This is a genomic window from Bradyrhizobium sp. Ec3.3, assembly GCF_000472925.1.
Lineage (GTDB): Bacteria > Pseudomonadota > Alphaproteobacteria > Rhizobiales > Xanthobacteraceae > Bradyrhizobium.
In genome coordinates this window covers 1-13732 of sequence record NZ_AXAS01000040.1, presented here as the reverse complement: position 1 = coordinate 13732, position 13732 = coordinate 1, and the positions used below count along the sequence as shown (strand labels likewise).

General features: G+C 60.3%; 7 protein-coding genes and 2 pseudogenes. 2 read left to right on the top strand and 7 right to left on the bottom strand.

Annotated features, from left to right (window positions below):
- Nucleotides 1–30: 30 nt before the first annotated feature.
- From YUU_RS52245 to YUU_RS52235, 4 genes are all read right to left on the bottom strand, one after another.
- Complete coding sequence (locus YUU_RS52245; RefSeq protein ID WP_084801614.1) at nt 31–1797, bottom strand: S8 family serine peptidase; 1767 nt, start codon at nt 1795–1797, stop codon at nt 31–33.
- 18 nt (nt 1798–1815) lie between these two features.
- Nucleotides 1816–2274, bottom strand: coding sequence for a hypothetical protein (locus YUU_RS0130330; protein WP_027525737.1), 459 nt, complete (start codon nt 2272–2274; stop codon nt 1816–1818).
- Nucleotides 2275–2353: 79 nt separating this feature from the next.
- Nucleotides 2354–3112, bottom strand: a complete 759-nt coding sequence (locus YUU_RS55280) for a hypothetical protein (RefSeq protein WP_027525736.1) — start codon at nt 3110–3112, stop codon at nt 2354–2356.
- Nucleotides 3113–3680: 568 nt separating this feature from the next.
- Nucleotides 3681–4451, bottom strand: coding sequence for a M48 family metalloprotease (locus YUU_RS52235; RefSeq protein ID WP_051389959.1), 771 nt, complete (start codon nt 4449–4451; stop codon nt 3681–3683).
- 898 nt (nt 4452–5349) lie between these two features.
- Here YUU_RS52235 and YUU_RS55275 point away from each other — a divergent pair.
- Complete coding sequence (locus tag YUU_RS55275) at nt 5350–6885, top strand: PAS domain S-box protein (protein WP_027525735.1); 1536 nt, start codon at nt 5350–5352, stop codon at nt 6883–6885.
- A 1198-nt stretch (nt 6886–8083) separates the two neighbouring features.
- On the opposite strand, the gene YUU_RS0130305 is transcribed toward YUU_RS55275, so the two are convergent.
- Nucleotides 8084–8614 carry a Spy/CpxP family protein refolding chaperone gene (locus YUU_RS0130305; protein WP_027525734.1) on the bottom strand — a complete coding sequence of 177 codons (531 nt, stop codon included), beginning with the start codon at nt 8612–8614 and terminating at the stop codon, nt 8084–8086.
- 572 nt (nt 8615–9186) lie between these two features.
- Between YUU_RS0130305 and YUU_RS52220 the strand changes: the two genes are divergently transcribed.
- Entirely contained in the window at nt 9187–9744 is a 558-nt protein-coding gene (locus YUU_RS52220; RefSeq protein ID WP_245288137.1) for a hypothetical protein, read from the top strand.
- 335 nt (nt 9745–10079) lie between these two features.
- Here the strand turns inward: YUU_RS52220 and YUU_RS52215 are convergent.
- Nucleotides 10080–12558, bottom strand: a pseudogene (locus YUU_RS52215) (arylsulfatase).
- Between the two features lie 168 nt (nt 12559–12726).
- Nucleotides 12727–13356 (bottom strand): annotated as a pseudogene (locus tag YUU_RS52210) (tyrosine-type recombinase/integrase).
- Nucleotides 13357–13732 lie beyond the last annotated feature (376 nt).

Below are 13732 nucleotides of genomic sequence, written 5' to 3'. Positions count from 1 at the left end.
ACTGCGGGCCTGTGTCATCCTCTCAGGTCCTTACGCCAGACCAGCGAGCGTCATCGCTGTTCTGAGTTCATGCACCGTTGCCGTTTGCCCGCCAGCGGCCTCGAACGCCATAGGGGCCGGATTCAGCGGAAGCCGCGTCACATTGGCCGGGCCTCGCGGCGGCTCGAACATCATCGCCTGGCTTGCGCCGAATGGAATCCGATCGAGCTGCCGAATGGCGCTGCGCATCTCGCGCAGTCCGGCATTGAGCGGCACGGCAAGGGGCCGCTGATCGGACCAGACGCCAAGCGCGCGGGCCGCATCCGGCAGCCCGGCCCCGGTCTGCCATGGATGACCGATGGGTTGCGCCGTGTCCTTCAGGATCTGGAACAGCCGTTCGACCCGCCGATAATCCTTTGCGATGAAGCTGCCCTTGAAGTCGGCGTGGTCAGCCAGGATCAAGGCGGCAAGCGCGGCAACGTGAGCCGCCGCAAGCGAGCTGCCGTCGCAGACCGCGTAGCCATCCGGCGACTGGCAGGCGACAATCGCAACACCAGGCGCGCACAGGTCGAGCTCGGGCCCGCGGCAGGCGAACGGCGGCACGAACAACCCGCCCGAAGCCGCCGTGGCCGCTGCGGCCTGTGCCGCCTGCGGACTGTCTTCCGGGAAGCTGCCGATCTGTCCGACTGCGCCGACCGCCATGACATGGGCAGAACAGGCCGGAAACAGCACGCCTGCTCCGGAGTTGCCGGCAGCGGCGATGATGCCGATGCCTTGCTGCTTGGCCATCGCAATGCGCTGCTCGACCAGCACGGAGCCCCGCTCGCAACCGACGCCAACGCACGCCACGTCGATGCCATTTTGCAGGCAGTCATCGAGAGCCGCGATCAGGTCGCTACAACGGGCGTCGGTGGGAAGCTTGCAAACATGCAACTCGCTATCCGGAGCGTAGCCGCGGATGCCGTGATCGGCCTGCGGAGCGGCATTGATGATGCCTGCGCAAGGCGTGCCGTGGCCAGCTGCGTCTTTCGACCACGAGCGTTCTTCGCAACCTCTGGCATCGATGCCGTGATCAATCCTCGCCAATTGCTTGTGGCTGGTCGCCACGCCGCTGTCGATGAGGGCGATCTTGATGTCAGCTCCACGGCACTGGTTTGGAATCCGATCGAAGCGCATCGCTTCGCCGCCCCAATCCAGCCCGCCAGCCAGCGGCAACGGCTTGAGGGTGAAGGTGTTCACCGCATCGGCCTCGATATACGGCCGCCGTTGCCATAGGCCCCAATGGCCGGAGCGTGGGCTGACGAATACGTCGGTGATCGTTTCAGGCACTTCGTCCTGCAGCGTCAGACTGACGCTGCCATCACCATTCGTCCGCCCTTGAACTGACCCCTGCTCGCCGATGAGCCGCACCATTGCCTGCTCCACGGGCGTCCCAGCTTCGCTGAGGACCCGGATCGTCACGTTCAGGTCCGGCCCGAGTGCGGTCATTGTCGCGGTCGCCGGGATGAAAGACGAGGCCGGGCCGGCGAAGGATGCAGCTCGTAGAATGCTGTCGGGCTCGATGACCAGGCTGCCGCCCGTGGAGCGGCGCAAGGCGGCCGCGGCTTCGTCGGGCATACGCACGATCGCAATGGGAGGACCGCTGATGCCGCGCTGGTCATGGGTCCAAAGGATATTGCCGAACTGATTCAGTTGTTCGGCCAGCGTTTGAGCGCTGACGCCGGGGCCCGCCGGTGCGATCATGTATTGAGTGGCGCGCGCTGGTTTGCGTCGATTGCCGCGCGAGGTCGGTTGCGCATCATCTGGACCTGTTGCCATGGCGTCACCTCCTTGATCTCAGTGAATTGAAGATTGCGCGTGATCGATCGAAGCCTGTCGCAGCAACGGAAGGCGAGGATCGGCTGCGCGGACGGCTTCGATCGCCCGATAGGCCAGCCAGATCAGGTTGAAGGCCTGCGCATAGTCCCGCTCGGTAAACCTGTTGGCTGCCTGGGTGACGATCGAAACGCAGTTTTCCAGGCCGGCATGCTGGGCAGCATTGGCCTCGAGATAGGCAGAGAGCGAGCGCAGCGATTCTGCGATCATGTCTCCGATCATGTTGTCCGCGGCCTGATGATCGAGCACCGCGTTCGGTATCGGGAAGTTGCCGGGCATGGTCCGGAACGGCTGCTCGAACGCTTGCGACTGCAGGCGCAAGAGCAGCGGCATCAGATTGCCGAGCAGGCCCACGAGCTGCTGAATGTCTGAGGAGTGGCGCTGCGACGCGGTTGCCGCAGAGGGGTTTGAATCCGACATGAGGGTTCTCCTTCGGAGGACGTGCGCAACGGCCGAGCGCGACCGCCGCGTCTGGCGGCGGTCGCGCCATACCGTGCGGTCAGATCATCCGCTGCTGACCGTAGGCCTGAAGGTTACCGATCACCTGCGGAATGATGCCGATCAGCTGGCGGGTGATGTCGGCGACGTCCTGCTGCGTCAGTTGTCGCTGCTGGCCGAACGGCGTCTGGCCGCCGAATGCCGCCTGGAACTGCGGCGCGCCGGATTGCGCACCCCACAACTGCCCAGGCTGAGTCTGCCCCGGATAGCTGAGACCGAATTGACCGAGGCCTCCGAATTGACCCTGACCGAGACCGCCATGCATGGCCGAATGCTGCATCTGCGGCTGGCTCTGCAGCATTCCCATGATCTGAGGCACGATGGGCAGGAGTTGTCGCACGACTTCGCTCACGTCTTGCGGGCTTAGCTGCCGCGGTGCCTGGCCGTAGGCCGCATAGCCGATTCCTGCGAACGGAGTTTGCGCCTGCGCAAGAATTTGAGGCAGCGCCGGTACCAGTTGGCGCACGACCTCACTCACGTCCTGCGGCGAAAGCTGGCGCTGTTGTCCGCCCCAGTGCTGCTGACCCCAGCCCATTTGGCCGCCCCAGCCGGGGCCATATCCAAACGCGCCAAAGGTCGGCTGACCGCCGAACTGTCCGTATTGCTGTCCGTAGGCCGCCTGGCCCAATCCAAGACCGCCTCCTCCATGCTGTTGGCCGCCTTGCGAACCAAATGCTCCGGTTCCCCATTGTTGCGGACCGAATTGTCCGAATGGCGAACCAGGCCCGAGGTTCTGTTGCAGGGTGTCATAGTAGGTCATCGCTTGCCTCCTCGCGATGGTGGGTGCCCTCAGCCCAATGTCTTGCCAAGTCTCTGTCTTGCGAAGTCTGGATCTTGCGAAGGCTGTCGCATGCGCGACGCCTTCTGCGGCAATAGCGGATCGTCACGCCGGTGCGACGGCGCTGGACATTCAAGTTGAAATGCTTGGCACGAAAATCTCAGCCGCAAGCAACGTCGTCCACTTGAGAGATGCAAGTTGCTTCCCCTCAAGGTGACACGCCAACGGTGAGATGTTTTAGAGCGGCAACAAGATGACAGCCGTTGAGAGATGTGGAGCGGATTTTCCTCGCTGGCGATGTGGCCAGCCATTTCGTTATGTTATGTCCGACGTCCGCTCAGACGCTCTGCAATTACGCTGACCTCTCTCCAATCTTTCCAATGAGCATAGACGCGAAAAACGTACTTGCGGCGAAATAGTTTCGCGAAAGCGCGGCGATATTTTGGCGGCAATCAATCTCAGCAAAATTTCAAGTCCGCGGATTTTCGTCAGCACTCTTTGCCTGGTCAGCAAGCTTTCCGATGTGCGCTGGTGTCAACTTGCGCGCATTCTAATAGGCGAGGTTGAGTAATGTGCCGACGCGCTCGGAGGTGGCGGGATGGCTGCGAAGCAAGCGCATCGGATCATGCGCGAATGCGGATGTGGGCCTTGACGCAGAGCCGGTGTGATGGCGCTCGAGCTTGTCGAGTGCGGCGATGAGCGCCCGCGAGTCGCCGGTCAGTTCGAGCGCTGTTGCATCTGCATCCAGCTCGCGGACGCGCGACAGTGCCAATCCAAGGAGCTGACCGAGAGTTGGAGCTGCGCTCAGCAGCGTCGCCAGTGGCCGGCTTGATGCCATGCCACCGTGATGATGATGGCTGCTCCGCAGCAGCGTAAGACCAGCGAGCGATGTCCAATCGATCGCGCGACGCAACGCCGTCGCCCAGCTCATGGTCCGGGCATCATTGTTACGGATATGAGCAACTTCATGGGCCAGGATCCCGGCAATTTCGTCGCGCGTCATGCCGCGCAGCAGGCCCTCGGTGAGCACGATGGCACTGCGTTCTGGTCCGCCGAGCGCATAGGCATTCATGTCGCGCGGTGCCGGCAGGCAATAGAGATCCGGCGATCGAGTAAGGCCCGCCCGGCAGCAAACCCCTGTCAGGATGGCGAACAGGTCCGGCACCTCGGCAGGGGACAGCAGGCGGGCGCCGAACCAGCGATACATGCTCTCGCGTGAGATGACGGTTTCGTCGGGACGGGGCATGCTTCCCAACAGCGCCCGCTGCATTCCCTCGGCTCCGCCGACGATCCAGCCGCACACGGCAAGCAGCAACGTCATTGCAAGGATCGCCAATGCAGATGATTGATGGTTCGCGGCCTGATGGGCGTGCCGTCGATGCCGCAACCGCCACTGGTCTCTTGAGCTCAGTTCGATACGGCAGCGCAGGAAGACGCCTGCCTCTCCCGACGGCCAATGGATCTCCGCGATGACGGTAGGGCCGCACCGTAAGACGCGCAACATTTCTCGCGGCGCTTGTCGCACCAAAGCAAACGAGATGCCTGGCGTGAGGCCGGCGAGGCCATCGTGGCCATGCCGATCACCACGCAACGCCATCGGGCTAACGCCAGCGTGAATCACCCCTGTCCCCTCGTGCGCGCTCAAAGCGAAAAGTTATGGGTCTGCCGGTGCCTTGTCATGCGAGTTTCATGCCTTGGACACAGAAAGTCCCGGTATCCACACAGGGGTCTCCCATCAGCTTCGCTGCAAGCGGTCCGGATGAGACCGCAAGCACCAGGTTTTGTTCAAGCTAAACCATGGTTTGGTCGGCCAAACCCTGTCGAACATGGAAGATCCGGCCGGGCCAGGTCTGTGACCAAGATCAATTTCGCGGCAGCCAGGTCACCTCATGGCACGGCGGACATGGGTCGACACCCCCGGCACAAGCGCACGGCTTCGCCTCACACGCAGGCGTTGATGGAACGGAGCTCAGTTCGCGTTGTTTGGCGGCCGGACCAATTTCGTCCCGCAAGTGGGCAACAAAGAAGCCCTCGTATACGTAAGTATAGTCGTCACAAGGCATATTCCTGAACGATCATTGGCCACTGCGAGGTTCGACCCGCCGTGCATCGTTGGCGATCGTCGGGGTTATCTGCCGCTCCGGGGGCGAGGGACAGCCCCGCTATCCGGTGCGAGAAATTTGTCGATTTGATCCGTCGCTCTCGAGCAAGAGTCGATTATGCAAGATCCGGTTCAAGTGCCGTCGGTCGCGCTCGATTCGAATCAGCGCAAGCGCCACGAGGAGGCGCTGCGCGAGAGCGAGGAGCGCTTTCGCACCTTGGTGCAATTCTCCTTCGATGTGTACTGGGAAACCGATGCGCAGCATCGCTTCATCCGCCAGGAGTTCGCGGAGACGCTGGCCGAGCCGCCGGTCGCCGAGATCGGCAGGACGCGGTGGGAGGTCCCGCATCTGGAGCCTGATGAAGAGGGCTGGCGCAAGCACCGGGAGATGCTGGATGCCCACCTTCCGTTCCGGGATTTCGAGCACGCGCGGCCGACGCCCGATGGCGGCAAGCGCTACGTGTCCGTCTCCGGCCTGCCCGTCTTTGACGAAACGGGGCGCTTCACGGGCTACCGCGGCGTCGGGCGCCACATCACGGAGCGCAAGCGCGCCGAACAGGCGCTGATCGAGAGCGAGGCCCGTTTCCGGACCTTCGTGGACCACGCCACAGATACGTTCATGCTTCACAGTGAAGACGGTCGCGTTCTCGACGTGAACCGAAATGCTTGCGAAAGCCTGGGCTACAGCCGAAGCGAACTGGTTGGGGCAACTGCGTCCTTCTTCGATCTGGAGATTGATCAAGCGACCTGGCGGATCAACCGCGAGCGCATCAAGGCCGGCGGCATCACGACGCTCGAGAGCCGCTATCGCCGAAAGGACGGCACCGTGTTTCCCGTCGAAGTCCGCATGCGGGAATTCTGCGAAGGCGGCCGACGACAGATCATTTGTCTGAGCCGCGACATCACCGAACGCAAGCGAACCGCCGAGACGTTCCGCGAGATGCAGGCGGAACTGACACACGCCAATCGCGCGGCGGCAATGGGCCAGGTCACGGCTTCGGTGACACACGAGTTGAGCCAACCGATCACCGCGATGCTCTGCAACGCAGAAGCCGCACTGAACTGGCTGGGATCTCAATCTCCGAATTTCGAAAGGGCACGGCAGGCGCTCGCATCCATTGTCGCAGACGCCAAGCGGGGCGGCGAGATCATCGGCTGGATCCGTTCGTTGATCAAGAAAACGCCGGCGCCGAAAGAGAGCATCGACGTCAATGGTGCGATCCTGGACGTGATCACCATAGCCCGGAGCGAACTGCTCAAGCACGGTGTCTTGATCCAGACGGACCTCGCTCCGGGCTTGCCACGCGTGGAGGGCTATCGCGTCCAGCTGCAACAAGTTGTTCTGAATTTGATCCTCAATGCGATCGAGGCAATGAACTGCCTCGACGTGGGGGGACGGGAGCTGCGGATCAGCACGGCCGGAGGTGCCTCAAGTCGCGTTGTTGTCGCCGTGCGGGACAACGGTCCCGGACTTGACGGGGTAATGGTCGATCGCCTGTTCGAGCCCTTCTACACCACCAAGCCGGGCGGGACCGGCATGGGCCTGTCGATCTGCCAATCGATCATCGAGGCGCACGGAGGACGACTTTGGACCGGTGCGAATGAACCAAGGGGCGCGGTGTTTCAGTTCAATCTGCCTTCGCAACAGGGATGATCGAGGTCGCTGGCTAGGCAGCGATAGTTCTTCGATCATACGGGCCCGCAGCAGGTGCAACGGGATCGGCGAGTTCGCCCGCTTGTCAGAGCGGGGAGTCCGCTGATCACGCCAGAGGCGAAGTGTCGGCACGTAATTTGTTCTGTGTGGTCTTTTTATTCGTGGGAATGATGGTCTGAAGGTGATATCGTCCTGGCATCACCGGCTGAGGCTCTGTCCGTAGGCGTCGGTGGCAGAGAGACTGATTGCGCTCCCGCCTGCATAGTCGAGGAGCGCAACCATGCTATTGCGGCGTGGCGTTTGCCGTCCGTCCCAGCGGGAAGCGCAGGACGCAGAGATGCTGCGAGAATTGGCCAGAGAAGCGGTCGAAGTGCTCAAGCACTGTCCAGCGCCCGATACCTTCCTCGGCCGCAAGACCCAAGAGCCCTTTCCAAAAGAGACGAGAGAGCAGCGTCGACCCCAGTTAAACTTGAGGGCGCTGTCTTAGATGACTGTCTGCGTTATCGTATTCAGACAGTGTAACTCCATCACCGACAGCGACTCATGAGCGTTGGTGATTGAAAGAGACGTGTGCTCCCGCTCAAGTGCCGCGAACTGATCTGGGACGATTAAGGCGCCTCCGTTGGGGATGTGAAACTAACATACTTAGTTCCGCAAACATGGAAACGTGGCTAGGATCGTCCGATGCATCACGACCTTCCCAATTCCTCTTATCGCTCCCTTGCGCTCCTATGCCGCACGCAGGCGGCGCTTGCATCGACCGACGCCACGCGACGTGAACTAGAGCTCATGGCGCTTGAATACAAACGGTTGGCCGATTGGTTGGATCGCCGACCATCTGGAGCAGATCGGCCTGCATGAAAGAAGCCGCCTCAGTTAGCGGTCTGCTTCGTTTGCAGCTCCTTCCCATAGTCCTTGTCGCGCTCATCAAAGTCGGCACCGATCGATCACGTCATCGAAAATCGACAAGTCGATCCAGGAAGCGGAACGTGCTGGCAGACCGGGCGCGGTGAATGCGGGGTCGGCTCGTCTGACGATCGACTCTGGAAAGCCGAGCGCACGCATAGAAGATGTCGACGGCGGGGTCGACGGGCCGATGTTGCAAAACGACGCTTCGCTCGCGCCGATCGCCCCCGCCGCAGAGTGGTCATAACATACCAGGCCAACGGGCTTTATTGTAGGTTTGCAGGACTTCGCTTCAGTCCTCGTCGTCGTCAGACTGCAGCGCCCTGCGCCGTTCCACGACATCACTCATATCGCGGAGTACAAAGATCGCGACGGCCGCCATGCGCTGCCTCTGTTCGGGATTGAGAGTTTTGTAGAGTGGCTGCCATGCCTCAGCGAGTTTATCCAAATCGGCTGATCGTTGAGCCAATGCTTCCGAGCGTCGTTGCAGAAAGGCGATGGGGTCACGATTGCGCAAGGCTTCGACGCGGCTTTCGTCGGCCCGTCTACCCACTGTTTCCTGGATTTTTGCTACCCGCGCTTTCCGATCCTCCGCCCTGGCACGGATAGCACTCTCTACCGGCGGCCAAAGCTTTTCCTGTTCAGGTGTCAGTTGCAACGCCGCCTTTACCAGATCAATCCTCATGTCCGTCAGGTTATTGCGGTCCGCTGCATTTAACCGTTCCGGAGACGCGGAAGACGAAGTCTGCGAGTTTTGGGCGTTGGCAATAGGGGATGCAATAACGAAGAGTGCAGTTGTTCCGGCCACTACTATTTTCAACATCGGAGATCTCCTAGGTGATAGGTGGCCCCCTAAGCACCGCGCAAAATGGTTACGCACTTTGAGGTCTCGTTGACCTAAATCAAGAGAACCAAGGAATTGTTCTCGCGTGCCCATCGACCTGATGCCCGCGTGCAAACGCTTCCCTTCAGGCACTTTCTCATCAGTGCCAATCCCTGCGCCGAAAGTTGAGACCCGGGTTCCTGCAACCAATTTCTGCGCGAGCTTCGCTCGGTCGATATACGGTCGTGTGTTGCTGGGCGCCTATGCGCGGGACCTGCGGAATGAAGGTCGCGGTCGCAGAGCCGGGTGCAATGCCAACGTCTTTTCGATTTGATCTTATTGAGGGATCGCGGCGTCTATCGCAGTAACTCATGCAAAGTGCTCAAGGGTTCCGCTAGGGAACAGTGCGCGTGCATCCACCGCGCAACAAACGTTGCGGTTAGTTTAAGCGGCGACCAAGAGCCGCTATTGGACGCCCGACGTCACACCTCAACCATCTTCGGCCATTGTTTCCGGCCCGATGCGCAACGGCGGACGTCCGCATCACTTCTTCAACTTGGGTAGGGAACTTAATGAAAATTCTGTCTGCGCTGCTCACGGCAGCGCTCTTGCTCGCGGGCATAGGGTCAGGCCACGCGGCGGTTCGGATTGCGGACGACCCAGGCGGGCAGATCGGAGAGTACCTCTCGAAGTACAGTGAACTCCGCGCTTCAGGCCAAACGGTGATGATTGATGGCCTTTGCGCTTCGGCCTGCACCATCCTCCTCTCAACAATCCCTCACGACAGGATTTGTGTCACCTCGAACGCGACACTTGGGTTCCATGCCGCTTATGATTTCACCGGTAATGGCCGAACTGTCACCAATCCCGAGGCAACCCAGCTGCTCTATTCGGGATATCCATCACAAGTGCGGCGATGGATTGCAAGGCGCGGCGGTCTTACCCCCAGAATGATCTTCCTTCGCGGCAAACAGCTGCAAGCCATGTATCGCCCGTGCTACGTCGATGCCCGTGCTCCCACGGCGATGCCAACCCCCTCTGCTTTAGTCGACCAGGACCGGCACGGCTTCTTCACAAGTTTTGGCGCCCGATTGGCACCAATCCGCAAAGAGATGTCTGGGTTCCGTTAACGCTCTCGCTCAATCTCCCGCGACAGCAGACCGAATCCGCATCCAGAATCGATCAAGGAGTCCTGATCGTGTTTCGGCTGAGCGCCGCAATCTGCGGCGCCGGAATGACGCTTGCTATTTCGCCTGTTGCCATGGCTCGAAGTTAAAATCGGGCGGCTCTTTCAGATGCCCTCAATAGTGCCGCCTCTGGACCCGCGATCGTTGGCGCAGCATCCATGTACAACCCGTTCCGGCCCGGATATCGGGAGGGTGGCGTGAGTACAGCGGTAAACGCCATCACTGGGCCGCTCTCCATGAGGAAACCGGCCCGTGATTTGAAGGCGATCAGGCGAGAACTAGTGCGCCCTGTTTTTGGTTTCTTGGATATTCCCCTGAAGGTGGTGTTCCTCCGTAGCATTCAGAGGGGTCAACCTGACGGTCAGCTTATCGATTTTGCCGGTGAACCGGAACGGCGGTTGGTAGTCGTTGTCGTCTACCCCCGTGCGTGTATCCACTCCGACGTCGAAGGTTTCATAAATCGTCTCGACAAACGGAATGGTGTGCGCGATCGTTTTGCTCGCGACCTCCTTGCCATCTACCGACAGCACGCCGCTGCCTCCCTTGCCGAAACCAGGGCCGTCGTATTTGAAGTCAAACACGATGGTGTGCTTGCCGGGAGTGAGTGCCGCTGGCCCTTCCCAACGGAATCGTTCCACGTCAAAGAAGTTGTAGACAAAAATGGGCTTGCCTTTGAGCATGTAGAGACCGTGGCCACCGCCACGGCCGCCGAGCGTATTGATCATGCCCTCTGCACCCCCCTTGCGGGATGTCGACCTCGGCGGTGATCGAGTAAGACTTGCCGGCGATGTCCGGAGCGCTGCTGTAAGGGAGACCGGACGATTCACCCGAATAGGTGAAGACGGTCCGGCCGGCGGTCGCGCTCGGTCGCGGCGTAGCTGCGCGGGCGGTGAAGCTGTTATCTAACGGGAACACGTTATATTTCGTCGCCTCGACCAGAAAGAGCTGCTGCATGTCGCGCAGCTTGTCTTGCATCTTGGCGGCGAGGTCATTGTTCTCCGAATAATCTTCGGCGAGGTTGTAGAGCTCCCAGGTGTAGCCGTTGACGACGTCGGGAAACTTGCCGAAGCCCAAATCCCAAGGTGGTGAGGGTGGCGTTGTGGCGGCCAACCATCCGTTATTGTAGATGGCTCGGTTGCCGACCATTTCGAAATACTGCGTGCTGCGGGTAGACGGGGCGTTCGCATTGGCATTGTCGAAGGTGTAAGCCATGCTCACGCCTTCGATTGGCTTTTGGGCAACGCCGTCGACCATCACCGACGCCTGGACGCCCGTGGCCTCGAGGATGGTCGGCACAATGTCAATCATGTGGTGGAACTGCGTGCGGATGCCGCCGATGTCCTTGATGTGGCCCGGCCACGAGATAGCCATACCTTGTCGGGTACCGCCGAAGTGCGACGCCACCTGCTTTGTCCACTTGAACGGCGTATCGAACGCCCAAGTCCAGCCCACCGCCATGTGTGGCGTGGTCTGATCTGAACCCCAGGCGTCATAGAACTTCAACTGCTCCGTGACCGGAATGTTGACGCCTTGAATTGCGGCCATCTCGTTTGGCGTGCCGAGGATAGAGCCTTCGGCGCTGGTGCCATTGTCGCCGCTGATATAGATCATCAGCGTATTGTCGAGCTTGCCCAGGTCCTCGACTGCCTGGATCACACGGCCAATTTCATGGTCGGTGTAGGCCGTGTAGGCGGCAAAGACATCTGCCTGACGTATGAAAAGTCTCTTTTCATCGGCAGTAAGCGTGTCCCATTTCTGAAGCTTGGCCCCGCCGAATTCCGCTTGTCCATCCGGCCAGGGGGTAAGCTGGGCATTCGCTGGGATGACGCCGAGCTGCTTTTGGTTTGCGAAGATCGTCTCGCGCAGCTTTTCCCAGCCCTGATCGAATAAGTGCATGTCGCTGATCTTTTTGATCCACTCCGGGGTAGGCTGGTGTGGCGCATGCGAGCCGCCGGGCACGTAATAGAGGAAGAACGGCTTGTCAGGCGCGGCATCATTCAGGTCCTTCATGTATTTGATGGCCTCGTCCGCCATATCGGTGGTGAGATTGTAGCCTGGGTGTCCTACCCACGGAAAAACCTGTGTCTGATCGCGGAAGAGAAAAGGCGTCCACTGGTCTGTTTCGCCACCCATGAAGCCGTAGAAGTAATCGAAGCCCATCCCGTTCGGCCATTGGTTAAACGGCCCCGCTAAACTCAGTTGATAGCTCGGAGTGTTGTGGTTCTTGCCGAACCATGACGTGGCATAGCCGTTCTGCTTCAGGATCGTGCCGATGGTGGCACTTTCTGGTCCGATGACGGAATCGTATCCGGGGTATCCAGTGGACATTTCGGTGATCACCCCGAAGCCTACCGAGTGGTGGTTGCGGCCAGTGATCAGTGCCGCCCGGGTCGGCGAGCAGAGCGCGGTGGAGTGGAATTGCGTGTAGCGCAGCCCCGCCTTCGCGATGCGGTCCATGGACGGCGTGGGGATCACGCCTCCAAAGGTGCCGGACACGCCGTAGCCTTGGTCATCGGTCATGATGAGCAAAATGTTGGGTGCTCCCTTGCGCGGCACTACGGTCGGTGGCCAATACGGTTTGGAATCCTTCGCGTCCATGCTCATCGTGCCGTCGAACGGCGCGGGCTGGGGCGGAAGATATTTGCCATCAATTGTTGTGGTTGCGCTGGGTGAACCCGGCACGCCCGTAGTTTGCTGTGCGAATGCCGAAACAAACGTGAAGATCATTGCCATAAGTGTAAGAACGGCGGTCTTCATGGACCCGACCTCCTTGATGTGCACTCGGCAAAAAACTTGCTGAAGCGACCCTAGTAAGCTATGCGATTTCGGCTGGAGCGCGCGTCGATATGTCGCTCATCATTTCCGCTGTTGGCCCGAAGGGGCTGATAGCCGATGGGTAGAGCATGTCCGCTCTGCCCTGGTGATTCAGACATCAACTTGTTCGGCAATCGCGAGCGCGTCGTCAACCTCGATGCCGAGATAGCGCACTGTGCTTTCGATTTTGGTATGGCCGAGCAAAAGCTGCACGGCTCGCAAGTTCCCCGTGCGGCGGTGGATCAGCGTTGCCTTGGTCCGGCGTAGGGAGTGGGTGCCAAATACCCCCGGGTCAAGCCCGATGCTTGCCACCCAGTCGGTAAGGAGGCGAGCATATTGGCGGGTTGTCATCGCCCGATCGCGCCCACGATGCCCAGTGAACAAATACTCACCTGGCCTCTTGCCGGCTTCCTTCAAGAAATCGTCAACGGCTTGCCGGGTTTGATCCGTCAACTCGAACTTGACTGGCCTGCCGGCTTCTTCTGTCGGACGGTCGCACGATCGACCGCATAGCCATTCGGAGCGACATCTCCGACCTTCAAGGCGACGACGTCGCAACCACGCAACTTGCTGTCGATCGCAAGGTTGAAAAGGGCAAGGTCGCGGGTCCGTCTTTCGATCAGGAGTCGGGTTCGGATCGACCAGACTTGGTTTGGGCGCACCGGAGGTTTGGCTCGATCCGCTTACCTTATTCCAGGGTGTGTGGCGAGCTTTGGTGGAGAGGCTATTTTCGTCAGGCATGATCGTGCTCCTCGGTTTGTGAGGGCGCAGATCGTGTCTGCTTTCAGAGGCTTGCGGGCCGTGGGGTGCCGTTGGGCCGCCTTAGGTCCGCAGCGAATGACCCAGAGCAGAGTGCGCCAGGAAAGCTGGCAAAGAATAGGAGGTGAAAGTCCCCCATGGGGTAAGGACTAGCCATCCACCCCGACCCCGAGTGATGCGCGGCGTCCCGCAAGGGCCGACGTGAAGCGTTCACAGGGGAGACCACGGGCCAAGTATTGAGCTGCGAAACGGGTCTAATTTCGAGGTGCCGATCTCGTTCTGTTGAAGAGAAGGCTACATCGTCCCATGGCGAATGGCTTGCATGGGAAGAACCTCGCGCAGTCGGAGACCTTGTGCA

Bases quoted from the DNA above. Each gene is read 5' to 3' on its own strand.
- YUU_RS55280 (WP_027525736.1), bottom strand. From the start codon at position 3,112: ATGACCTACTATGACACCCTGCAACAGAACCTCGGGCCTGGTTCGCCA.
- YUU_RS52245 (WP_084801614.1), bottom strand. From the start codon at position 1,797: ATGGCAACAGGTCCAGATGATGCGCAACCGACCTCGCGCGGCAATCGA.
- YUU_RS0130330 (WP_027525737.1), bottom strand. From the start codon at position 2,274: ATGTCGGATTCAAACCCCTCTGCGGCAACCGCGTCGCAGCGCCACTCC.
- YUU_RS52235 (WP_051389959.1), bottom strand. From the start codon at position 4,451: ATGACGTTGCTGCTTGCCGTGTGCGGCTGGATCGTCGGCGGAGCCGAG.
- YUU_RS55275 (WP_027525735.1), top strand. From the start codon at position 5,350: ATGCAAGATCCGGTTCAAGTGCCGTCGGTCGCGCTCGATTCGAATCAG.
- YUU_RS0130305 (WP_027525734.1), bottom strand. From the start codon at position 8,614: ATGTTGAAAATAGTAGTGGCCGGAACAACTGCACTCTTCGTTATTGCA.
- YUU_RS52220 (WP_245288137.1), top strand. From the start codon at position 9,187: ATGAAAATTCTGTCTGCGCTGCTCACGGCAGCGCTCTTGCTCGCGGGC.